The sequence below is a fragment of the Streptomyces sp. NPDC088246 genome (assembly GCF_044741025.1).
Classification (GTDB): Bacteria; Actinomycetota; Actinomycetes; order Streptomycetales; family Streptomycetaceae; genus Streptomyces.
Genome location: NZ_JBIURV010000020.1, coordinates 1 through 22,054, shown reverse-complemented (window position 1 = coordinate 22,054; position 22,054 = coordinate 1). Strand labels below are relative to the sequence as shown.

Annotated in this window: 24 protein-coding genes and 1 pseudogene; 11 read left to right on the top strand and 14 right to left on the bottom strand. The window is 69.8% G+C overall.

The genetic code is table 11. The annotated features are described in order from the left end of the window. Positions 1 to 27: 27 nt before the first annotated feature. Positions 28 to 1,227: an NAD(P)/FAD-dependent oxidoreductase gene (locus ACIPEK_RS25915; protein WP_402000414.1), complete on the top strand. Its 1,200-nt coding sequence runs from the start codon at positions 28 to 30 to the stop codon at positions 1,225 to 1,227. A gap of 135 nt (positions 1,228 to 1,362) precedes the next feature. Beyond that, positions 1,363 to 2,259: an RNA polymerase sigma-70 factor gene (locus tag ACIPEK_RS25910; RefSeq protein ID WP_402000412.1), complete on the top strand. Its 897-nt coding sequence runs from the start codon at positions 1,363 to 1,365 to the stop codon at positions 2,257 to 2,259. A gap of 134 nt (positions 2,260 to 2,393) precedes the next feature. Here ACIPEK_RS25910 and ACIPEK_RS25905 read toward each other — a convergent pair whose 3' ends face one another. Next, a complete protein-coding gene (locus ACIPEK_RS25905; RefSeq protein ID WP_402000410.1) occupies positions 2,394 to 2,561 on the bottom strand; it encodes a hypothetical protein in 168 nt (55 codons plus the stop codon). Between the two features lie 153 nt (positions 2,562 to 2,714). Between ACIPEK_RS25905 and ACIPEK_RS25900 the strand changes: the two genes are divergently transcribed. Next, a complete protein-coding gene (locus ACIPEK_RS25900; RefSeq protein ID WP_402000407.1) occupies positions 2,715 to 3,746 on the top strand; it encodes a threonine/serine dehydratase in 1,032 nt (343 codons plus the stop codon). Positions 3,747 to 3,868: 122 nt separating this feature from the next. Then, positions 3,869 to 4,063 (top strand): annotated as a pseudogene (locus tag ACIPEK_RS25895) (DUF397 domain-containing protein); the annotation flags it as partial. Between the two features lie 316 nt (positions 4,064 to 4,379). Here the strand turns inward: ACIPEK_RS25895 and ACIPEK_RS25890 are convergent. The 5 genes from ACIPEK_RS25890 to ACIPEK_RS25870 form a co-directional block, all read right to left on the bottom strand. After that, positions 4,380 to 5,180 carry a hypothetical protein gene (locus ACIPEK_RS25890; RefSeq protein ID WP_402000405.1) on the bottom strand — a complete coding sequence of 267 codons (801 nt, stop codon included), beginning with the start codon at positions 5,178 to 5,180 and terminating at the stop codon, positions 4,380 to 4,382. 328 nt (positions 5,181 to 5,508) lie between these two features. Then, positions 5,509 to 5,763, bottom strand: coding sequence for a hypothetical protein (locus ACIPEK_RS25885; protein WP_402000402.1), 255 nt, complete (start codon positions 5,761 to 5,763; stop codon positions 5,509 to 5,511). Between the two features lie 85 nt (positions 5,764 to 5,848). Further along, positions 5,849 to 6,742, bottom strand: coding sequence for an SDR family oxidoreductase (locus ACIPEK_RS25880; RefSeq protein ID WP_402000399.1), 894 nt, complete (start codon positions 6,740 to 6,742; stop codon positions 5,849 to 5,851). Next, positions 6,739 to 7,689 carry an alpha/beta fold hydrolase gene (locus ACIPEK_RS25875; RefSeq protein ID WP_402000396.1) on the bottom strand — a complete coding sequence of 317 codons (951 nt, stop codon included), beginning with the start codon at positions 7,687 to 7,689 and terminating at the stop codon, positions 6,739 to 6,741. The genes ACIPEK_RS25880 and ACIPEK_RS25875 overlap by 4 nt, the downstream gene beginning before the upstream one ends. Next, entirely contained in the window at positions 7,686 to 9,209 is a 1,524-nt protein-coding gene (locus ACIPEK_RS25870; protein WP_402000394.1) for a flavin-containing monooxygenase, read from the bottom strand. Before ACIPEK_RS25870 ends, ACIPEK_RS25875 begins: the two co-directional genes overlap by 4 nt. 168 nt (positions 9,210 to 9,377) lie before the next feature. Between ACIPEK_RS25870 and ACIPEK_RS25865 the strand changes: the two genes are divergently transcribed. Continuing rightward, the gene (locus ACIPEK_RS25865) at positions 9,378 to 10,028 is read left to right on the top strand and encodes a MerR family transcriptional regulator (protein WP_402000707.1); all 651 of its coding nucleotides are present in this window, start codon (positions 9,378 to 9,380) and stop codon (positions 10,026 to 10,028) included. A 194-nt stretch (positions 10,029 to 10,222) separates the two neighbouring features. Here ACIPEK_RS25865 and ACIPEK_RS25860 read toward each other — a convergent pair whose 3' ends face one another. Beyond that, positions 10,223 to 11,038, bottom strand: coding sequence for an exodeoxyribonuclease III (locus ACIPEK_RS25860; RefSeq protein WP_402000391.1), 816 nt, complete (start codon positions 11,036 to 11,038; stop codon positions 10,223 to 10,225). Positions 11,039 to 11,088: 50 nt separating this feature from the next. Here ACIPEK_RS25860 and ACIPEK_RS25855 point away from each other — a divergent pair, with 50 nt between their 5' ends. Continuing rightward, positions 11,089 to 11,568, top strand: coding sequence for a GNAT family N-acetyltransferase (locus ACIPEK_RS25855; RefSeq protein WP_402000388.1), 480 nt, complete (start codon positions 11,089 to 11,091; stop codon positions 11,566 to 11,568). A 21-nt stretch (positions 11,569 to 11,589) separates the two neighbouring features. Here ACIPEK_RS25855 and ACIPEK_RS25850 read toward each other — a convergent pair whose 3' ends face one another. The 5 genes from ACIPEK_RS25850 to ACIPEK_RS25830 all read right to left on the bottom strand — a co-directional run bounded on the left by ACIPEK_RS25850 (position 11,590) and on the right by ACIPEK_RS25830 (position 15,613). Then, positions 11,590 to 12,741, bottom strand: coding sequence for a serine hydrolase domain-containing protein (locus ACIPEK_RS25850; protein ID WP_402000385.1), 1,152 nt, complete (start codon positions 12,739 to 12,741; stop codon positions 11,590 to 11,592). 85 nt (positions 12,742 to 12,826) lie between these two features. Next, the gene (locus tag ACIPEK_RS25845; RefSeq protein WP_402000382.1) at positions 12,827 to 13,612 is read right to left on the bottom strand and encodes an SAM-dependent methyltransferase; all 786 of its coding nucleotides are present in this window, start codon (positions 13,610 to 13,612) and stop codon (positions 12,827 to 12,829) included. 171 nt (positions 13,613 to 13,783) lie between these two features. Next, positions 13,784 to 13,924 carry a hypothetical protein gene (locus ACIPEK_RS25840; RefSeq protein WP_402000379.1) on the bottom strand — a complete coding sequence of 47 codons (141 nt, stop codon included), beginning with the start codon at positions 13,922 to 13,924 and terminating at the stop codon, positions 13,784 to 13,786. Then, positions 13,905 to 15,053, bottom strand: a complete 1,149-nt coding sequence (locus ACIPEK_RS25835; RefSeq protein ID WP_402000376.1) for a CU044_5270 family protein — start codon at positions 15,051 to 15,053, stop codon at positions 13,905 to 13,907. The genes ACIPEK_RS25840 and ACIPEK_RS25835 overlap by 20 nt, the downstream gene beginning before the upstream one ends. Then, positions 15,050 to 15,613, bottom strand: coding sequence for an RNA polymerase sigma factor (locus ACIPEK_RS25830; RefSeq protein ID WP_402000373.1), 564 nt, complete (start codon positions 15,611 to 15,613; stop codon positions 15,050 to 15,052). Before ACIPEK_RS25830 ends, ACIPEK_RS25835 begins: the two co-directional genes overlap by 4 nt. A gap of 517 nt (positions 15,614 to 16,130) precedes the next feature. Between ACIPEK_RS25830 and ACIPEK_RS25825 the strand changes: the two genes are divergently transcribed. Further along, positions 16,131 to 16,484, top strand: coding sequence for a beta/gamma crystallin domain-containing protein (locus ACIPEK_RS25825; protein ID WP_402000704.1), 354 nt, complete (start codon positions 16,131 to 16,133; stop codon positions 16,482 to 16,484). Between the two features lie 357 nt (positions 16,485 to 16,841). On the opposite strand, the gene ACIPEK_RS25820 is transcribed toward ACIPEK_RS25825, so the two are convergent. Further along, complete coding sequence (locus ACIPEK_RS25820) at positions 16,842 to 17,384, bottom strand: DUF4232 domain-containing protein (RefSeq protein WP_402000370.1); 543 nt, start codon at positions 17,382 to 17,384, stop codon at positions 16,842 to 16,844. A 327-nt stretch (positions 17,385 to 17,711) separates the two neighbouring features. Then, positions 17,712 to 18,668 carry a TIGR01777 family oxidoreductase gene (locus tag ACIPEK_RS25815; protein WP_402000367.1) on the bottom strand — a complete coding sequence of 319 codons (957 nt, stop codon included), beginning with the start codon at positions 18,666 to 18,668 and terminating at the stop codon, positions 17,712 to 17,714. A 234-nt stretch (positions 18,669 to 18,902) separates the two neighbouring features. Between ACIPEK_RS25815 and ACIPEK_RS25810 the strand changes: the two genes are divergently transcribed. The 4 genes from ACIPEK_RS25810 to ACIPEK_RS25795 form a co-directional block, all read left to right on the top strand. Continuing rightward, positions 18,903 to 19,250: a LuxR C-terminal-related transcriptional regulator gene (locus tag ACIPEK_RS25810; RefSeq protein WP_402000365.1), complete on the top strand. Its 348-nt coding sequence runs from the start codon at positions 18,903 to 18,905 to the stop codon at positions 19,248 to 19,250. 581 nt (positions 19,251 to 19,831) lie between these two features. Then, positions 19,832 to 20,341, top strand: a complete 510-nt coding sequence (locus ACIPEK_RS25805) for an SseB family protein (RefSeq protein WP_402000362.1) — start codon at positions 19,832 to 19,834, stop codon at positions 20,339 to 20,341. Then, positions 20,338 to 20,985 carry a hypothetical protein gene (locus ACIPEK_RS25800; RefSeq protein WP_402000359.1) on the top strand — a complete coding sequence of 216 codons (648 nt, stop codon included), beginning with the start codon at positions 20,338 to 20,340 and terminating at the stop codon, positions 20,983 to 20,985. Before ACIPEK_RS25805 ends, ACIPEK_RS25800 begins: the two co-directional genes overlap by 4 nt. Then, positions 20,985 to 22,054 (top strand): WXG100 family type VII secretion target (locus ACIPEK_RS25795; protein ID WP_402000356.1); only part of this gene is annotated, 1,070 nt, incomplete at its 3' end. The genes ACIPEK_RS25800 and ACIPEK_RS25795, both read left to right, overlap by 1 nt.

Here is a 22,054-nt window from a genome sequence, read left to right as displayed (position 1 = left end):
CCGAACCCTGGCAACGAAGGAGACACCGTGAGCGAGAACACCGATGTGGTCGTGATCGGCGGAGGATACGCCGGCGTCATGGCGGCCAATCGTCTGACGCAGCGCGACGACGTGACAGTGACGCTGATCAACCCGCGCCCGGCCTTCGTCGAGCGGATCCGCCTGCACCAACTGGTGGGCGGGTCCCACGACGCGGTCGTCGACTACGCAGACGTCCTGGGCAAGGGCATCCGGCTGGTGGTCGACACCGTGACACGGATCGACGCGGCCGGGCGCAGCGTGACGTTGGCGACCGGCGGCACGGTCGGCTACGACTACCTGGTCTACGCGGTGGGCAGTGGCGGCGCCGACCCCGGTGTGCCCGGAGCGGCGGAGTTCGCCTACCCGATCGCCGGCCTGGAGGAGGCGCAGCGGCTGCGGCCGGTCGTCGACGCCGCGCCCGCGACGGCCGCGGTGACGGTGGTCGGCGCCGGCCCGACCGGCATCGAGACCGCCGCCGAACTGGCGGAGGGGGGCCGCACCGTGACCCTGGTCTGCGGCGAGGTGCTCGGCCCGGACCTGCACCCTCGAAGTCGCCGCTCGGTCGCCAGGCGCCTCGCCGGGCTCGGTGTGACCGTGCTCGAAGGCCCGGGGGCGAGGGCGACCGCCGTGACCCGCGATGCCGTGCGGCTCGGCGACGGCCGCGAGCTCCCGAGCAGGGTCACCATCTGGACCGCCGGATTCGGCGTGCCGGACCTGGCCGCCCGCAGCGGGCTGAGCACCGACGCCCTGGGCCGCCTGCTCACGGACGAGACGTTGACGAGCGTGGACGACGCGCGCATCGTCGCGGCCGGGGATTCGGCGGCACCGTCGGACCTGCCGTTCCGGATGAGCTGTCAGGCCGCGGTTCAGCTGGGCCCGCAGGCCGCCGAGACAGTACTCAGCCGGCTCGCGGGCAAGCAGCCCGCGCCCGTCGACGTGAGGTTCGTCGCCCAGTGCATCAGCCTGGGGCGTCGCGCAGGCGTCTTTCAGCTCACCGGCAGGGACGACACCGCCAAGAGGTACTACCTCGGCGGCCGCCCGGGCGCGAAGATCAAGGAGCTCATTTGCAAGGGCATCCCCTGGCAGCTGTCGTACGAGGCACGCAAGCCCGGTGCGCGCACCTGGTGGGCCAAGGACGACAAGCGCAGACAGCTGCTGCGGGCCAAGGGCGGCACGGCGCCGGTCGCCGCTGAACGGGCGGCATGAGGGCTGTCCCGTGAGCCACGCATCGGTGGACCGGTCGCCGGCCGGCCGTCGACGGAGGAAGGAGGACCTTGCTGTGGACGCACGTGTGAACTCCTGCGGCAACCGGGGCCGACCACGAAGGAGAGGGACCTGGATATGAGCGACCACGCCACCGATCAGGCGACCGAGGCTTTCGTCGCCCACCGCAACCTGCTCTTCACCGTCGCGTACGAGATGCTCGGATCGGCGGCCGACGCGGAGGACGTCCTCCAGGAAACCTGGCTGCGGTGGGTCGAGGTCGACCTGGGGCAGGTACGCGACCGGCGCGCCTACCTGGTCCGGATCACAACCCGGCAGTCGCTCAACCGGCTGCGCACCATGACGCGCCGCAAGGAGGCCTATGTCGGCCCCTGGCTGCCCGAGCCGGTGCTCACCGCGCCCGACGTGGCCGAGGACGTCGAGCTCGCCGAGAGTGTGTCGATGGCGCTGATGCTCGTCCTCGAAACGCTGTCGCCGACGGAGCGGGCCGTCTTCGTACTGCGCGAGGCCTTCGACGTCGGCTACGACGAGATCGCGGCCGCCGTCGACAAGAGCCCCGCGGCCGTCCGCCAGATCGCGCACCGCGCCCGCCGGCACGTCGATGCCCGCCGCCCTCGCGCGGCGGTCTCCGCGAGCGAGACCCGGGCGGCTCTGGAATCGTTCCGGCGCGCGCTCGAAACCGGGGACCTCCAGGGCCTCCTCGACGTGCTCGCTCCCGACGTCGTCCTGGTGAGCGACGGCGGCGGCATCAAGCAGGCCGCACGACGGCCGGTCATCGGCTCCGACAAGGTGGCCCGCTTCATCGTCGGCGGCTCCGGCAAGGCCGAAGGCGCGCTCACCGGTGGCCCCACCGTGGTCAACGGCAACCCCGCACTCGTCCTGCGCCTGGACGGCGAGATCGACGGCGTCCTGGCGATCCGTGTCGAGGACGCGCGCATCACCGGCCTCTACTACGTCCGCAACCCGGAGAAACTGACCCGCATGGAATCCGAGACCCCGCTCACCCTGCGATGAATACCGGTGGCGCTCCTCGGCCTCGCCGGGCCGGGGGCCATCCACACCTTCCGATCACTGCCCTCGTGCGTGCCGGGGATGCCGCGGGGCCGGCCGGCGCAGTCCGGTTCGGCCTTGCGGCAGTGCTCCCCGCATCACCCGTCCACGACGTCCCGGGACAGCGCACCCGGGCCGGATGCTGTTCCCGGTCCACCACCGGGGCCGACGGTGACCGGCCCGCCCACCACCCGGTCCCACCCGGAGGGCGCGGGCAGCTCGCACCAGACCGTCCACCACGGTCGGACCATCGACGATCCGTCCATCGTGAGGCGGTACCGCAAGGCATACGATCGGCTGAGGGCGCGGCGGGACGGTGGGAAGGCGGCCATGGTGTACTGGCCGGGTCCGGAGGCCCGAACCGTTCCACCGGCTGGCTCGTCGCCCGGCCGTGAACCTCTCTCGGCAGGAGCAACTACGTGCACCAGCTCACGTACGACGACATCAAGGCCGCCACCGACCGGATCGCCGGGCACGTCCGCCCGGTCGCCGTCGCCCCCGTCGACCCGGGAACGATCCGCACAGCTCAGGGCGGTCTCCTCGACGCCCGGTCCGAGGAGCCCTGCGAGGTCTGGTTCGCGCTGGAGTTCATGCAGCACACCGGCTCCTTCAAGGCGCGCGGCGCGCAGAACTTCATCCAGGCCCACCGCGAGGCCGGCACCCTGCCGGACGCGGGCGTGACCATCGCCTCCGGCGGCAACGCCGGGCTCGCCTGCGCATGGGCGGCCCGGCAGCAGGGCGTGCGCGCCACCGTGTTCCTGCCGACCGTCGCCCCGGCGGTGAAGGTGGCCAAGCTGCGCGACTTCGGGGCGGACGTGCGGGTGGTCGGCGCGGAGTACGCCGAAGCCCTCGAAGCGTGTGAGGAGTTCGCCGCCTCGTCCGGCGCGCTCGCCGCGCACGCCTACGACCACCCGCTGATCGCCGCCGGGGCCGGGACCCTGCTGGAGGAGATCCACGCCCGGATCCCCGGTCTGGACACCGTGGTGGTCTCGGTCGGCGGCGGCGGCCTGTTCGCCGGTGTCGCCACCGCCGCTCAGCACCACGGAATCCGCACGGTCGCCGTCGAGCCGGAGAACTGCCGGGCGCTGAACGCCGCCATCGAGGCCGGTCGCCCGGTCGACGTCCCCGTCGACTCGGTCGCCATCGACGCCCTCGGCGCCCGCCGTGCCACCGCGCTGGCCCTGGACGCCGCCCGCCGGGACGACGTCCGCTCCGTCCTGGTACCGGACGGCGAAATCGTCCGCGCCCGCCAGGAGTTGTGGGACCACCGCCGCGTCGCCGTCGAGCACGCCGCCGCCACCGCGCTGGCCGCGCTCACCGCCCCGGACCTTCCGGCCGGGCCGACAGCGCCGAACCTCGGCTACCGGCCGGGCAGCGGCGAGCGGGTCGCCGTCGTGCTGTGCGGGGCGAACACCGACCCGAGCGACCTGGTGCACCCGGCCGAGAACTGATATCCGGTGGCCGGCCCGGCCAGGACGGCAGCCCCGCAGGTCATACGGTCTCCTGAGGGCCGCCGCCTTGTCACCGAAGGCGTCCCTCTCCGTGATCGAGGAAGCGGCAGAGGAGAACCGAAATGGTGCGCAGCCGGATCGACTTGAGCACCGCGACCTGGCGTAGGAGCAGCTACAGCAATTCCTCCGTCGGCGACTGCCTCGAAGTCGCCGACGGTCACACCGGCATCGTCCCCGTCCGCGACTCCAAGCGCCCCGAAGGACCGGCCCTCGCCATCGCCGCGTCCGCCTGGACCCCGTTCGTCGAGTCCGTCAAGCCATCCCGACCCGCCGCAACGTCGTCAAGAACCCTCCGGGCAGCCCTGGTTCGTGGGCACCGTCGGGACGTGAGCCGAACGTCAGCGGTGAGCCGAAGCGTGGGAACGCCGCTCGGACCCCGCCACGAAGCCGAATCCAGCAGATTGATCACAACCCGATGCGTGCCGTGGGTTGCGGGCAGTGGTGTTGCGCGCCGGGTGGGACGGCCGGGCTGACCGTCGGGTCAACGGCCAGGGCTGTCTCACCCGGCGCTCCAGGAGTCCGGCGCGCCGCCCCGGGGCTACCGGGTCGGCTTGTTCCGAGGAAAGGAGACCGTCACTTGACGTCGACGTAGTCGCCGGCCGCGGTCGCGCCGCCGGTCGTGTTCGTCTCACCGAAGGTCCATCGCCAGTAGCCGTCGGCGGAGGCGGTGACCGTGGTCTTCAGGGCGCCGGTCGAGTTCGCCTTCACGATCTTGACCGTGTTGTACGTGCTGGTACCGGCTTTGCGGAACTGGAGCTTGGCCGCCTTGCCACCGAAGCCGGTGTAACTGTGCTTCACCCAGTCCGCGCGGGTGATCTTGCCGGTGACGGTGAGCTTGCCGCCCTTGGCGACGGGCTCGGGCGAGGCGTCGACGGTGACCTTCGCCGCACGCTTGACCCGCACGGTGGGCGAGAGAGGCAGATACTCCTCGCTCTTGAGCCCGCCCTTCGCGTTCCAGATGCGTACCCAGACGGCGCTCTTCCAGGTCGTGGCGTCGTTGTTCGAGTCGAGGGTGTATCGCGGGTCGATGTACAGCGTGCCCTCGCAGTCGGCGGCCACGGAGCCGTCCTCACAGGCGGTGAGCACCGTGTAGATGGCCCCGCGCTCCGAGGCCTTGGCGGGGGTGGTGTCGTGATACAGCAACAGGGAGGTGTTCACGTCGGACTGCTTGAGGCCGGACGGCCACGACACGCGGTACGTGAATGTGGGGGTGACCTCTGCGGACGTACCCACGATGATGGACTTGCCCTTGTTCAGGACGAGGTTCGACACCTTGACGCCGGTGTCCGCCGCCTGCGCGGACGGCGCGGTGAATGCCCCCAGGGCGAGCGTTCCCGCGACCATGACCGCGAAGCCGGATCTGCCTGCGCGCATGCGCAACCTCTTGTTGGTGAGGGACTGGTATGAGTCCGGTAAAGGAAGAATGGATCGCCGCAGGTTAACAGCCCCCGAACGGGGCCCGGTTCGAGAGGGCCGGGCTCGAACCACCGGCCCGACAGCCTCGTGACGGGCGAAGCCGAGACGGATGACCTTCTCGGGATCAAGCCCCTGCAGGGCGCCAATCGCCACGGCCCGGCGGCCCGGCGGCCCGGCAGGAACGAGGCCCTCCTCGGGCCGCAACAAGCCGACGGGGAACCGGAAAGGGCGCGCCCGGTATCCGGGCGCGCCCTCAAGCAGACAACGCGCAGTGTCGCGAATCGCGTCAGCGGTCGAAGCGCTCGCGGGTGTCGTCCGCAGCGTCCCGGACCCTGTCACGGCCCTGCTGGGCCTTGTTACGGCCCTGCTGCGACGTCTTCGAGGCTCGCTCGGACGCGCCCTGCGCCCGCTCCCGACCCTGGTTCCGAGCCTCGCCGCGGCCCTCGTGGCCCTCGCGGCCCTCGCGGCCCTCGTTCGCCTTCTTCTTCGCCTGGTCGGCGAGCTCCTGCGCCTTGTCCTTGAACTGGTCTGCGATACCCATGCTTTTCACTCCTAGTGGGTGCGTGGGGGACGGCCTGTAACGGCCTCGACCAGAGTTACACGCCCCGACATTCATCGCATTTCGATCACTTACTCTGCGTACGCACCGCCCGTGCGTCCTGGTCAGCGGCGCCTCCGGCGCCCACGAGTCCCTTGCTCACGCCCTCCAGCCGCGCCCCGAACCGCCGCATCTCGCGCTGTCCGACGACACCGATCACCGAGGGCAGGTAGCCCCGCACGGACTGCATCCCGCGCAGCCACCACTGCGCGTACACATGCGCCGACCGCCGCTCGATACCGGTCACGATCCGGTCGACCGCCGGGCCCAGCGGATACGTACGGTTCGACGGCCAGGGCAGCCGCTGCCGCAGTTCCCGCATCACGTCGTCCCGGTCGGCGCCCCGCACCATGTCCGTGTCGGTCCAGGACAGATAGCCGACCCCGACCTTTACCCCGCGGTAGCCGACCTCGGCCCGCAGGCTGTGCGCGAACGCCTCCACGCCCGACTTGGACGCGCAGTACGCGGTCATCATCGGCGCCGGTGTCATCGCCGCGAGCGAGGCGATCTGCAGGAAGTACCCGCGGCTCTCCATGAGCACCGGCAGGAAGGCCCGCCCCGTCACCGCGCCGCCGATCAGATTGACCTCGATGACCCGGCGCCACGCCTCCGGGTCCGAGTCGACGAACGGACCGCCCGACGCGACTCCGGCGTTGGCGACGACGACGTCGACCTTCCCGAACCGCTCCTTGACCTGCTCGGCGACGCGCGCCATCGCCTCGTGGTCGGTGACATCCGCGAACCAGTGGTCGCTCTGCGAGTGCAGCCGCTCGGAGACCTTCTTCAGTTCGTCCGGTTCCAGGCCGACCAGCGCGAGCTTGGCCCCGCGCGCAGAGAGCTTGCGCGCCAGCAGTTCGCCCACGCCACGCGCCGCGCCCGTGACGACGACGACCTGTCCTTCGAGACTCCGCCTGTCGCTCATGCGACATCCTCCTTCTCGGCCGTACCGTCCACACCGTCCGTGCCGCCCGCCGGGACGTACGCGGAGACGAGCTCCCGGATCTCCGCGGTGACCGCCTCCGGCGCCTCCACCGGTGTCATGTGGCCCATGCCCGCCAGCTCGGTGAGCCCCAGGCAGTCGGGCAGCGCCGCCGCGATGGCACGGGCGTGCACGAGCGGCGTCAGCCGGTCCTCCGTGCCCGCGATCACCGCCGTGGGCACTCGCAACTCCCGTACCCCCGCGTCGAGATCGAGCTCCGCGAGGACATGTCCCCAGGCGACTCTGGCCGCCCGCGGGCAGGCGTGCACGATCCTGGCGCAGATCTCGACCCGTTCGGGTGCCGAACCCGCTCCCATCGTCCCGTACTTGAGTATCCGCCTGGAGACCGGCGTGACCGGCCCGAGCGGGGCACGCGCCCCGAGAATCGCGCGGGTCATCCGGGTACGGACGGCCCCGGCCCGCAACGGCACCACCAGCGACTCGGCGCTCAGCCGCGAGCTGCCGGTGCTGCACAGCAGTACGGCGGCCGCGTGCTCACGCAGCCCGGCCCGGCGCGAGGCGGCCATCATCGTCATCCCGCCCATGGAGTGCCCGGCGAGCACGGCCTTCTCGCCCGGTTCGAGGGCAACGGCCAGCACCGCTTCGAGGTCGTCGGCGAGGGCGTCCGTGCTGTACCCGTCGCGGCCGACCGCGGGCGAACGTCCGTGGCCCCGCTGGTCGTAGACGACGACCCGGTGGTCCACCGCGAGGTCCCGGATCTGCGCGGCCCAGAAGTGGGTGTTGCAGGTCCAGCCGTGCGACAGGACCACCGCGGGGGCGCCGTCCTGCCCGTGCGTCTCGACATGGATCCGGGCGCCGTCGGCGGAGATCGCGGTCAGTTCGCGCGCGGGGACCGGCGGGGCGTCGTCGCGCCGCAGCAGCCGGCTCATCCCGCGATCTCCTCGACGACGGACCGCTCGGGGGCAGCGGCCTGCTTCGGTACCCGGACGACCTCGTACTCCGCGAGATGGACCGACCGCGTCACCTTGCGGAATTCGGAGGTGGTGCCCGGCCAGACCGTCGTGTTGCGGCCGTTGGCGTCCAGGTACCAGCTGTTGCAGCCGCCGGTGTTCCACACGGTGCGCTTCATCCGCTCCTGCACCCGGCGGTTCCAGGCCCCGACCGCCGAGGCCCGCGCGTCGAGTGCGACACGGCCGCCCAGCACCTTCAGCTGGCGCAGATAGTCGGCCATGTAGTTCAGCTGGGACTCGATCATGAGGATCATCGAGGAGTTCCCGAGCCCCGTGTTGGGGCCGATGATCGTCATCCAGTTGGGGAAACCGGACGCGCTCGCACCGCGCAGCGCCTGCATGCCGTCCTTCCAGGACTCTGCGAGCGTGGTGCCTTCCGCGCCCACCACCCGGTCGGCGATCGGCATGTCAGTCACATGGAAGCCGGTGCCGAAGACGATCGCGTCGACCTCGGTCTCCGTACCGTCGGAGGCGACGACCGTGGAGCCGCGGACCTCGGCCAGACCGGAGGCGACCACCTCCACATTGGGCTGGGCGAGCGCCGGGTAGTAGGCGCTGGAGAGCAGGATGCGCTTGCAGCCGATGCGGTACGAGGGGGTCAACTTGGCCCGCAGCGCCGGGTCCTTGATGGACCGCGCCATGTTGGACTTGGCTATCGTCTCGACCGGGCCCAGCTCGTTCGGGTGCTTGGTGAAGGCGCTGACCTGCAACTCCCTTATGCCCCAGAGCAGTCCGCGGCGCGCGGTACCGGTGAAGGGGAGCGTGCGGTGCAGCCAGCGCTCGGCGCCGCTGATCCTGCGGTCCATGCGCGGCATGACCCACGGCGGGGTGCGCTGGAAGAGCGTCAGCTCGGCGGCCTTCGGCTGGATCGAGGGCACGATCTGGATGGCGGAGGCTCCGGTGCCGATCACCGCGACGCGCTTGCCGGTCAGGTCGTAGTCGTGGTCCCAGCGGGCCGAGTGGAAGACCTTGCCGGGGAAGCCGTCGAGCCCGGGTATGTCCGGTATCTTCGGGTCGGAGAGCGGGCCGGTCGCGGAGACGACCACATCGGCGGTGAACGTGGCCCCGCCCCCGGTCTCGATGACCCAGTGGAGCTCGTCGCGCTCCCAACGCATCATCATCACTTCATGGCCCAGCCTGATGTGCGGGCGCAGCCCGAAGGTGTCCGCGACATGCTCCAGGTAGGCACGGATGTGCTCCTGTCCGGAAAAGGTGCGCGGCCACTCGGGGTTGGGGGCGAACGAGAACGAGTAGAGGTGGGACGGTACGTCGCAGGCGCAGCCCGGATAGCTGTTGTCGCGCCAGGTGCCGCCGACGGAGTCGGCCCGTTCCAGGACGACGAAGTCCGTGATGCCTTCGCGGCGCAGCCGGACCGCGGCCCCGAGGCCCCCGAATCCGGATCCGATCACCGCCACTCGTACGTGCTCGTGCTCGGCCATGCTGCCGCCTCCCGCGGTACGTCACACGACTCTGCCAGCAATCGCTGGCATTGTTGGGAGGGTAGAACAGCTCCGTACCGATGGGTAGGGATGCGACAAGGGAAAGTTACCGACGGTACGACATAGGGTGCGGGTGTGGCTGAAGGACGCGAGCACCGCGAATACCGGATGGAGGAGCTGGCCAAGGAGGCCGGCATCCCCGTACGGACCGTGCGCTTCTACCGGGAGCGCGGCCTGATCTCGCCACCCCGGCGCGAGGGACGCATCGCCTGGTACGACGACCACCACCTGGCCCGGCTGCGCACCATCGCGGGCCTGCTGGAGCGCGGCCACACCCTCACCGGCATCGCCGATCTCGCCCGCACCTTCGAGAGCGGCCGCGATGTCGCCGAGGTGCTGGGCCTGGGCGAACCGACCGAGGAAACCCCGGTCCGCCTCACCCCCGAACAGCTCGCGGACTACTTCGAGGGCGAGGTCACCCCGGAGAATCTGGCCGCCGCCCTCGACCTGGGGTATCTGGCCACCGACGGCGACGAGATCGTCCACATCAGCCGACGCCTCCTGGAGGTGTCGGCGGAGCTGGTACGGGAAGGGGTGCCGCTCGCCACGGTGCTCTCGGCCGGCCGCCGGGTCCGCGAGCACGCGGACGCGCTCGCCGAACTCTTCGTGAGTGCCTTCGAAGCCCACAGCGACGAAAAGGAACCGCCCCAACTGCGCCCGCTGGCCCGCGCGGTGGTGGACGCCGAGCTCTCCATGGCCCTGGACCGCCGCCTGCGCCGCGAGAACACCGGCCGCCCGCCGCGGGGACCCGCCTGCTGACAGGACGGGCCAAGACCCCCGCCCCCTGAACACACCTGCGGAGGGCCCCCGGTCATTCCGCCCCCGCACGCCCTACAGGCCGAAGACCACCGTCACCGGCGCATGGTCGCTCCATCGCTCGCCGTGCGCCGCGGCCCGCTCGACCCAGCCCTTCACCGCACGCCCGGCCAGGCGGGGCTTTCCGCTGCCGCTTCCTACAGATCGAACACGGCAGTCACGGGCGCGTGATCGCTCCACCGTTCCGCATGGCTCGCGGCCCTCTCCACGTACGCCTTCACCGCACGCTCCGCCAAGCGAGGCGAACTGACGATAAGGTCGATCCGCCAGCCCGTGTCGTTGTCGAAGGCCCGCCCGCGGTAGGACCACCACGAGTACGGCCCCTCCTCCTCCGGGTGCAGCGCCCGTATGACATCGACGTACTCGGCCTCGCCGAAGACCCGGGTCAGCCACTCCCGCTCCTCGGGGAGGAAGCCGGAGTTCTTCTTGTTGCCCTTCCAGTTCTTCAGGTCGGCCCCCTGGTGGGCGATGTTCCAGTCACCGCACACCACGACCTCACGGCCGCCGGCCGCCGCCCGCTTCCTGAGGCCCTTCAGATACGGGAGGAACGCGGCCATGAACCGTTCCTTCTCGTCCTGCTTCTCCGTGCCGACCTCGCCGGAGGGCAGATACAGGCTCGCGACCGTGACACCGGGCAGGTCGACCTCGATGTAGCGGCCGCTCGCGTCGAACTCCTCGCTCCCGGCGTCCCCGAAGCCGCCGAACCCGATCTGCACGCGCTCGGGCGCCCGCCGCGTATAGAGGGAGACACCGGCCCGCCCCTTGGCGGCGGCCGGTGCGTGCACGGTGTGCCAGCCCTCGGGGTCGCGCACCTCGTCGGGCAGCTGCTGCGGCTCGGCCCGCACCTCCTGCAGGCAGATCACATCGGCTTCGGTCCGGGCCAGCCACTCGACGAAGCCCTTCTTGGCGGCGGCTCGGAGCCCATTTACATTGACGCTGGTGACAGTGAGCATTACGGCACGATACCGACAGACAGTGGACGCATACCTGTACGATATTCCGCATGAATATCCACTCTCGGCCCTTCGATCACGCCGATGCCGTCAAACTCAACGACCAGGTGCAGCTCGAATACGCCGAGCGATACGGCGACGAGGGCGATGTCACACCGCTCGACGCGTCGATGTTCGAGCCGCCGAACGGTCTGTATCTCCTCGCCTACGATGCGCAGCATCGCCCGGTCGCCACCGGTGGCTGGCGCTCCCAGGAGCAGAACGACGAGGGCTACTCCGACGGCGACGCCGAGATCAAGCGGATGTTCGTCATACCCGAGGGCCGCGGCAACGGGCTGGCGCGCCGCATCCTGGCCGCCCTGGAGGCCGACGCGCGGGCGGCCGGCCGTAGTCGCATGGTGCTGGAGACCGGGGACAAGCAGCCCGAGGCGATCGCGCTGTACACGTCCAGCGGTTACACTCCGTGCGCGAAATTCGGCCACTACCGCACGTACGAGAACAGCATCTGCTTCGCGAAACCGCTGCGGTAGCAGGTCTCGCCGCCCCGGGCCTCAGGCCCCGGCCGCGTACCGCCAGAACTCCCGCATGACCGTGGGCGGGGTCGGTCCGGCCATTTCCAGCTGAGTGAGCAGGACGGTGACCGTGCCGGTGGACGGAGTGAGGTGCGCCGTCGTTCCGGTGCCGCCCACCCAGCCGTAGCGTCCCGGTACGTTCCAGGGGTCAATGGCCTCGACATCGACCGAGCCGCCGAAGCCCCAGCCCTGCCCCTCCAGGAACAGCGTGCTGTCGTCGCGCTGCGCCTGCGTCAGATGGTCGGTGGTCATCTGCCGCACCGACTCGGCCGACAGCAGCCGGCGCCCGTCGGCACTGCCCTCGGCAAGCAGCATCCGGGCGAAGGAGTACCAGTCGTCCACGGTCGAGACCAGCCCGCCGGCACCGGACGGAAACGCCGGCACGCTGCTCCACTGCCCGTCGGGCGCGTCGACCAGTTGGAGACCGCCGCCCTCCGGGTCGGTCCGGTAGTAGCTGGTGAACCGGTCGAGCTTGTCGGCCGGTACCGCGAAACCGGTGTCGGCCATGCCCAGCGGCGCGAACAGCCGCTCGGCCAGGAACTCGGGCAACGGCCGGCCCGAGACCCGGGCGATCAGCACACCCAGGATGTCGGAGCAGGTGTTGTACAGCCAGGCCTCGCCCGGCTGGTGCAGCAGCGGAATGCGGGACAGGGTGGCCATCCACGCGTCCGGCGCCTCGATGAGCCGGGGCTGCGGCGGTCCTTGTTTCAGCTCGCTGAACAGCAGCCCGACCACCGGCAGCGAGAAGTCGGACGGGAATCCGCACCCGGCCCGGAAGGTGAGCAGATCGGCCACCGTGATCGCCCTGGCGGCCGGAACCACGTCGTCGACCGGGGAGGCCGGGGTGCGGACCACCTTCGGTGCCGCCAGTTCCGGCAGCCACTGCCCGACCGGGCCGTCCAGCGCGATCCGGCCGTCCTCGACCAGCAGCATGACGGCCGCGGCGATGACGGGCTTGGTGAGGGATGCGATGCGGAAGATCGAGTCCCTGGCCATCGGGGCCGTGCCGTCCGCATCGGCGGAGCCGACCGCCGTCACCTCGGCCCGGCCGCCATGGGCGACCAGGCCCACGGCTCCCGGCGCCGCCCCGCCGCCGACATGCTTCTCCAGGAGGTCGTGCAGATTGCTCATCGGTCCACCCTCTCGCTGGTGCGCTCAGAATCAGGACTGCCGCACCGCCCCGGACTCATCGGTCCCGCACGTCACTCCCCCAGGCTCAGCGCACCCGCCCGACACCCACGTAGAAGCCGCTGCGTTCCCGCACCGGTGCGGGCTCCTCCTGGTACCACTCCGTGGCGAACACCAGCCCGGGCTCGACGAGGTCGAGACCGTCGAAGAAGGGCTCGACCTCGCTTCGGGTACGCATCCGCAGCGGGATCGCCCCCTTCCTGTACGCGGTCTCGGTCTCCTGCTGGAGCTCGGGATGCTGGTCGGCCGTGCCGTGCGAGAGCACCAGGAAGCTGCCCGCGGGCAGGGCGTCGACCAGGGTGCGGGTGATGCCGTACGGGTCCTGGTCGTCGGGCAGGAAGTGCATCAGGGCGATCAGGGACAGCGCGATGGGCCTGCTGAAGTCCAGCAGCTCACGGGCATGTTCGAGGATCGCCTTCGGCTGCCGTACATCCGCGTGGATGTAGTCGGTGACACCCTGTGGGCTGCTGATCAGCAACGCTTCCGCATGGCGCAGGACTATCGGGTCGTTGTCCGCGTAGACGATCCGGGCGGTCGGTCTGATGGCCTGGACGACCTGGTGCAGATTGGGCGCCGTGGGGATGCCGGTGCCGATGTCGAGGAACTGGTCGATCCCGCCCAGCGCCAGCCAGGCGGAGGCCCGGTGCATGAAGGCCCGGTTCCGCGCCGCGTTGCCCCGCGCCTCCTCGGGCAGCGTCTCCCCCACCCGCTGGTCGACCGGATAGTTGTCCTTGCCGCCCAGCAGCCAGTCGTAGACGCGCGCGGGGTGGGGCCTGCTGGTGTCGATCTGGGGCTTGGGCATTCCGGCCGTCACAGGACACTCCTCCGTACGGGGAAATCACGAGCAGCTGAGAACCCGGCCCGGCATGGGAGCACCCCCCGGCAGGACCCACGGAACGGGCGAGCGCTGCCAGGGTAGTTGACCTCGCCGACACCGCCCCGCCCCGGGCGCCCGGGAACTGCGGACGCGCGCGTCGCACCCTGATCACAGGTCATCGACCGGCGGCTCGACCCTGCGGCCGTCGTCGGGCAGCACCACCAGGCGTACGGCCATCTGGCGTGCGCCCGGCGGGTGTTCACCGGCGAGCTCGCCGACGAAAACAGCCTCAGCGAACCGCCTCGGCATCCGGCTCTTCGACCGGAGCGGAACCCGGGCCCGGGTCCTTGGTGTCGGTGTCGAACGGCGGTGCTTCCTCGGTCCACTTCATCGATGTGATCGTCGTGTAGCTCAGCAGCTCGCCCCTGCTCACACCGTCACCGCCCCGGGTGGCCACCGTCTCGGTGCCGAGCGGCATGCCCGTGGACTTGTCGAAGATCAGGCGGAGTTCGGGGGCGTGCTCGTAGGGGCCGGGGAGGGCGACGGCGTAGCCGGTGCGGCCTGTGTGGTCCTTGACGTCGCCGAGGGAGCGCACGCCGGGTTCGGTGGCGAGGAGGCGGTAGGCGGCGGCGCGCAGGGCCGGGGTGGACGGGAGGGTCGTGGCGAGTTGGACGGCTGTGTCGACGACGATCCGGTCGAGGATTTTCTCGGGGGCGTTGTAGTCCTTGTCGACCAGGGTGAAAAGGCGCTTGCGGAGGGCCTGTTCATCAGTGGGGAGCGTGACCAGGAGGCGGAGGGGGAGGTCGCCCATCGTGACGATGTCCGCGGTTCCGCCGGGGGCGTCGTGTTGGATCTCGCCCTTGCCGGCGTAGGTGACGGTCTCACCCGTCAGGTTCCACGACGTGGGGGAACCGTCCGCCTTCCATGCCGCCTCGTCGGCTTTCGTGGCCGGGCGGGCCCCCGGGTCCAGGAGCTGCGACCACTGCTTGTTCTTGGCTGCGGCCGTCCAGTACCGCTGCTCGGTGCGGACGGCGACGCTGTAGTTCCTGCCGGGAACCTTGTGGAGGGAACCGAGGTGTTCCTCCACGTACCAGTAGGTGCCGGAGCCGGCCGGTTGTTGCCCGACGTGGGAGGCGGCAGCGAGAAGGACCTGGCTGCCGGAGCCCGACGTCGCGGAGGGCGCAGGTCCTGGCTTCTCCGGCGTGGTGTCAGCGATCAGCACAGCAGCCACCGCCATCGCCGTGGCCAGGGCGAGACCCGAGACGAGAGGACGGCCCACCCTCCGCGGCTGGGCGGTGGCGCGAGCCCTGCGCGTCGCGCGCGGACGGGTCATGACCCCTGCGAGCTCCTCTTCCCGAACCGGCGAAGGCGTGGGGCGGTCGGGGTCGAGATGGGCGGGGCGGGCGGCTGTCAGACGGTGCAGGATGTCGTTCTTCACCGGGCTTCCTTTCCTACGGCGATCCGGGCTCGGGTGGACACGCGCCGCACGGCTGCGGCCTCCTCCATGAGCGGGGAGGCCGACGCGGCCTGGGTGAGACGTTTGCGCGCCCGGTGCAGACGGACCCGCAGGGTGATGGGCGAGCAGCCGACCACCGCGGCCGCCTGCGCCGGGGTCAGGCCCTGCCACCCGGAGAGGATCAGCAGTTCCCGATCGTCCTCCGGCAGCGTGGCCAGCGCCTTGAGCAGCGCGCTTCGCTCGGATACCTCCTCGGCGATGTCCGCCTCGGCGGGTTCCGCCCAGGAGCGCAGCTCTGCGGCGAACGACGCGCGCCTGGTCTCCGCCCGGATGCTGTCCCGCAGGATGTTGCGGGCGACCCCGAGCAGCCATGGCAGCGGCGGCTCGGGAACGTCGTCCAGCCTGCGCCAGGCCACGGTGAACGTCTCGTTCACCACCTCATCGGCGACCTGTCGTCCCGCACGGCTGACCACGTAGGCCCACACGCGTTGCCGACAGCCGTCATAGATGGCGGTGAAACGATCTTCGTCGTAATCGGGCACTGCCCACCTCCTGTCCCTCCTGGTGTGCTCTGTCGTTGGGTAGTGGGCCGAACGGGGGGCTCGTTACAGCGGCATGCCGGAAAACACACCCGAGAAACGAGGCGTACGTCACATCAGGGGGCTCGGGCGCACCGCCGCCGCAGGCGCCGGGGCCCTGGACGTACCCCGGAAGCCTCGGCGCCCTCGCCCCGGCGGCGGACGCGCGGCCTTGCTCAACCGAGGCGCGGCCCGGGCCGCGCTCCAGCCGGGCAAAAGGGGCCGTCAGCGGGCTGACGGCCCCTCATGAATGATCGAGGCTGAATGTTCGACGTATTAAAACCGCATGTTTTTGCCTGCAATCGCAATTCATGGCCGCGTCGAGCCCGGGTGCATATGGTCGGAGAATCTCGTTCAGGTGATTCCTCATCGGGATCTCCGGGCATGGATGACTGGTTCCCTAAGATGCTCGTTCAATGCCGATGCACTCGCGATGGCGAAGTGGCTTTCCGGTTCGGCATTTCGACCGAAGGGGAAAAATATGATTTCGAGAACGATGAATGTTGCGCGCACCATGGCAGCGGCGCTTGCCGTGGCCGTCGCGTTCACCCTGGCCGGGCCGGCCGGAACGGCGTCCGCCATCGACCACGTCACCTGTGACCCCGACGCGAATTTCTTGAAGATCTGGTCGCACAACGGCAGCGGTCGTGACAGCGTGGACTGCTATGCGAACCGCGGGAAGACCGACTTCGGCGGGTGGTGGGTCGACCAGATCTCGACGGGGAACAACGATGTGAAGTACTACGACGCCAATGGTGATGTGGTGAAAATCCCCCGGTGGAGTAACATCAAGTATCGGAACGTGCCGAAGGTCAAGGCCATCGAAATCCTGTAAGAACTTCTCCCGGGGACGTTTCGGAGTCCCGGTGGGCGATGAGTCCGCAGGCCGTGGCAGGGCGAGAAGTCCGTGCCGGCCCGTCATGGACGCAACGAAGCTCCGGCCGAACGGGGCGACCCCCGAATCGCCGGAGCTTCGGCGTATCGCCGGTCTGCCGCTGTCGGCCCGTCGGCGGGCTGATGGCCCTTTTAGGAGATCTTGTGCCGGAAACACAACCTCCAGGCCCCGGCGAGAAGGCCGGGCGTGCCGCGTGTCAGACGTGGCCACCGCACCACCCGGAGGCTTCAACTCATTCCGGGAGTCCTGCGGTGGCCACCGCGACGCTGAAGGGAAGCTCAGAGGCTGTCCAGTTGGTTACAGCCCGACCGGGTTGAGGTAGGTGGCCGGGTGGGTGGCGCCGTCCTGCTTGAGGATCTGGCCGCCAAACGGCCACTTCAGGGTGAAGTGCTCCGTCTCGTTCGGCGGGGTGACCAGGAACTTCGCCGGAACGAACTTCTCCTTCTGCGGCGTGGACTTGGCCACCGGGAGCAGGTTGATGCTGAAGTCCACCGTGTCCCCCTGCTTCAGGATCATCTTTTCGGGCTTCTTGGAGGAGCGCGCCAGCGACCAGGTGCCGTCGGTCTTCTGAGCGCCGATCATGTCGACACCGGCGAAGCCGGACAGGGTGCAGGTGCGCTTGCTCTGGTTGGTGAACCAGATGTACGCCTGGGTCTGCTTCTCGGTCTGCTCCATCTCCGGCTTCGCGTCATCCCCCATGGCGAAGCCGGCCTTCAGGTCGGCGGTGTGGCAGCGGGTCGGCTCGGTCTTGGCGGGGGTGGCCGAGGCCGGGATGGCGGTAGCGGCAGTGCCGGCGACGACGACGGCCGCAAGGGCCACGGCGGTCAGCTTGCTCTTCATGAAGTTTCGGGTTCCCCTCGCATACGAATCGGCGCGCGAAGTCAGTGCGCGCCTACGCACCTGAAGATGTGCAAGGCCCGGGGGAGGTTCGGTGTGCCGGAGAACCTTTTTCCGACACCCAGGCTCCCAACTGTGGCCGCGTACAAGAACTCATGCGGTGCGGGCCGTTGCAGCGTCGTAGGGAGGACACCGCAACGGCCCGCGACCTCGCTCGGCGTCCGGTCCAGCACAGCGGGACCGATGGCAGCGTGCGACGTCGGCCACGGACATGGGCGCACAGAGGCAGCCCGTCGGGCGCACCGCCGCCACAGGCGCCGGGGCCCTGGATCAGACAGACGGATCCTGCGGGCCCCGTCGGCGCCGCGCCAGGTCGTGGGCCGCCTCCGGCCACCTCGGGTATGCGAAGGTGAAGCCCGCCTCGAGCAGCCGGCCGGGGACGACACGTCGGCTCTTCAGCAGCAGTTCCGTGTCCGAGCGCAGCGCGAAGGCGCCCACTTCGGCCATCCATCGCATCGCGGGCAGGCCCACCGGTGCACGCCACGCGGTACGTAGGGCGCGCATGAACGCGCGGTGCGGAAGGGGCTCGGGGGCGGCCAGGTTCACCGGGCCGGCGAGATCGTCCCGGTCGACCAGGAACTCGACCGCGCGGGCGAAGTCGTGGTCGTGGATCCACGACACGTACTGTGTGCCGCCCGCGACCGGGCCGCCGAGACCGAGGCGGGCCAACCACGACAGGACGTCGAAGACGCCGCCCCGGTCGGGGCTCATCACCATGGCGGAGCGCAGGGCCACCTTGCGGGTGTGCGGAGTGCCGGCCTGTTCCTGTTCCCGCTCCCAGGCCCTGGCGATGTCCACGCTGTAGGACCAGTAGCCGGGCACGGTGGGTTCCGCTCCGCCGATCACGCCGGTGCCCTCGTCGTTGGGCGCGTCGAAGCGGTGGGTGTAGATGGTGGCGGTGCTCATCTGGAGCCAGACCCGCGGAGGGTGTGCCGCGGCGCCGATCGCCTCGCCCACGACGCGGGTGGAGAGCACCCGCGAGTCCATCATGGCCTGGAGATTGGCGGCGGTATAGCGGCAACTCACGCTGCGGCCCGCCAGGTTGACCACGACGTCGCTGCCATCGATCGCCTCGGCCCACGGCCCCGGGGTCCTGCCGTCCCAGTGGACCTCACCCGGCCTCACCGGCCGCCTGGTCAGCACGACGACCTCGTGCCCGGCCGCGGTCAGCGCGCGGTTCAGGACAGTACCCACCTGCCCGGTTCCCCCGGGAATCACGATCTTCATCCAGCCCTCCCACTCCACTCGAGGGCGACCCTACCTCAAAATCGAACATGTTCAATTCCTGGGAGTGGTGGCCAGGTCGATCTGAATCGCCTTTCGGAACACCGCCTTTGAGGGTCCCGCGCCCCGCGTTACTGGCGTGCTCCTGTCGGTAGCGGGGGATAGGTTGGGGCACGATTGCCGCCGCACCCAGGGCACGGGGCTCTGCTGGGAACAGCGGCATCAGAAGGGGCCAGCATGTCCAAACGGTCCGATGCAGCGGATGCGGCCTGCGCCTACCGGCGAACCGGAATCGCCCCGGTGGGCGCGACCGGACGACTCAAGGAGCTGACGGATCGGGAGAGGGAAGTCCTTCTCCTACTGGGCACAGGGTTGGGCAATCGGCAGCTGGCGAGTGAGCTCGGCATCGCGGAGCGGACGGTGAAGGCGCATATCGCTCGCATAGCGGAGAAACTGGGGCAGGAGACTCGGCTGCAGGTTGCAGTACTGTCCGCGCTCTCCCACAGCGCGCTCTGCGTCGATCCGTCCTGTCCGTGCCGACACTCCGCGCTGCCGCCCGGCACCCTGAAGGCGTCTGCCGCGTGAGCGCAGGCCGCGCCCGACCCTCTGACCCGGGGCCGGGCGCGGCCTGTCGGACGGATGCCCCGTTGGGCACCGCCCGTCGGGCGGCCGTGACCGAGGCACGTGCGGGCATCGGGGAAGCCGACAGCAACGCACCTGCGCGTGAGCTTGATCTCATAGGCGTTCCCTGTGAGGTGCGGATCCGGGACGACCAGAAGTGCCATGATGAAAATGCAGGGATCTGATACCTGCGTGTCGGAGAGGCCGACACGCCGCAGCGAGGAGCACGACATGGCCACCGGATCCGAAGACAGCCCCGCGACTCGGTAGGTGATGTCCGAGACCAGCTTGATGCCTCGACGTCGGTGAAGTCGCGTCCGACCGGGTCCGGCGACGAAGCCGCTCACGGGACGACCGGGTCGAACCGCAGCGCTCGCGGCGAGTGATGCGGTGGATGTTGCACTCGCGCATCATCCGCTGTGCCCTCTTGGAGATTGCCGCGCGGCTCTCCCCGCATGCGCGGAGCGGGCGCAGGTCCGGATGCCGGTCAGCTGGCCATTTTTGTTCGTTGCTCGTGGGAAGTGTGCTGTGACAGCATTCGACGCGTGTTCGATAACGGGGATGAGATAGCAGGGCCGCCTGCCCGGCGTTCAAAGATCGCCGACTTGGCCGACTGGCCTGCTGACGAGGCGACTTCCGCACCACCTGAGGCACCGGACCCGGCCCGTGCCGTGACGCCGGAGGATGATCCGGTGGCGGCGGCTCGGCATGAGTTTGCTGTGTTGCTGGGTGAGTTCCGGCGTACGGCGGTGCTGGTGCCGCTGGATGAGGCCGGGGATCTGTGGTCGGCGGAGCAGAACGGGGTCCGCTGGATCTGTGCGTTCTCGGACGAGGAGGCGTTGGCCCGGTTCGCGCGGGCTCGGGGGGATGCCGGGCGGGAGTGGACGTATCAGGCGGTGTTGGGCGCGCGGTTGCTGGATGTGATGGTGCCGTTGTTGCCGGGGCCGGCGGGGGTGGCGCTGGATGCGGGCAGTGAGGACGGCGGGATGTTGTTCCCGCCGGTGTCGGGCATCGTGCCGGACGCGGTTGCGGTGGATCTCGGGGGGATGCAGTGAGCGGGGAGAGTTCTGATCTTCAGGTGCCGCCTGAGGCGTTGGCTGCGATCGCGAAGGGGATCGATCTGGCGCATGCCGAGTTGAAGGATCTCGGCATGATCGGGCAGGCGTCGACGGGCCGGGGATTCTCGGATCTTGCGTTGTCGGGGCTGGAGTTGGGGCACGGCGGTCTGACGTCGCAGTTCGAGACGTTCTGCAACCGCTGGGAGTGGGGTGTGCGGGCTCTGACGCAGAAGGGGAACGGCTTCGCGCTCGGGGTCGGGCTGTCGGCGGGTTCCTTCGCGGAGCAGGAGCAGTACATCAAGGACTCGTTCAAGATCGGCGTGAATTCCCTGAACGGGAACCCGCACCTGTCCGAGGACGAGGTCAAGACGATGAGCTGGGACACGATCAGCAAGCAGTCCGCGTACGACAACCCGGATTACAGCTGGGAGTCGATGGCCGAGGCCCACGACGAGGTGAAGCAGAACTGGCAGGACACCGCCTACGACGTGGAGGACGCCGCGCTCGACTCCATGGAACGCAACGGGCTGGTCGACCCGGCGGTGCGGGCAGCGGCGAATGAGCGGCTCAAGGAGCAGCTTGATCCGTCGCAGGAGACGATTCGTCAGGCCGAGCAGCCGCGGTGGGGGGAGAGTCGCTGATGGTGGACTGGAGGAAGCTCGGCGGAGACCTTTACGACGGTGCGGGCAAGCTGGTCGACAAGGGCAAGGAGATCGTCGGCGAGGGGATCGACAAGGGCACCGATTTCGTCGGCTCCGGTCTGGAGAAGCTCGGCGCTGATGAGTGGGCGGACGCGGTCGAGGACTGGGGTGATGAGACCGCGTCCTCGCTGGGCGCGGAGGTCGGGGAGCAGCAGCTCGGGCAGAGCGAGGAAGCGAACGAGCTGATCCACGGCAGGCCGGAGAAGATCAGCGCGGCGGTGAAGAACCTCCGGGACTTCCAGAGGGCGTTCGATCTCGTCGGCGGCGGGATGAAGAAGCTCGACTCCGGTCACTGGAAGGGGGAGGCCGCCGATGCCTTCCGGGCGAAGTTCGAGACCCTGCCGACCGACTGGCTGCGTGCGGCGGATGCGTTCGAGGACGCGGCCACGGCGCTGGAGACGTATGCCGGGACGGTCACGAGCGCGCAGGGAAAGGCCGGTGAGGCGATCGCCCTCTACAAGGAGAGCAAGCAGGACTACGAGTCCGCTGCTGCCGCGTTCCAGGAGAAGGCGGCGGCGTACAACGCGGTCCGCAACACCGATCATCCGCTCCCGCATCCGGGAACGTTCTCCGATCCGAGCGTGGCCAAACGGCAGCATGCTCACGAGATGCTGGAGCACGCCCGGCAGGCGCGCAACGAAGCTGCCGAAGCGGCCAAAGGCGCGATCACCGCTGCGATGGCGCACGCCCCGAAGGAACCCACCGGCCTGGACCGTGCCAAGCAGGAGTTCTTCGACTACGGCGTGGGCCAGGGCATCGAGCTGGCCCACTTCGGCGGCGGAATCATCAAGGGCACCGCGGGACTGCTGAACTTCGTCCGCTCGGTCGACCCCACCGACCCGTACAACCTGACGCACCCCGCCGAGTACTACAAGGGCGTCAACATGACGCTCGCCGGCCTCGCCTCCACCGCAGCCAACCCCGACCGCGCCCTCAAGAACGCCTGGGACGCCGCCAAGGGCGACCCCTCCGAATTCATCGGCCGACTCGTACCCGAACTGGTAGGCAC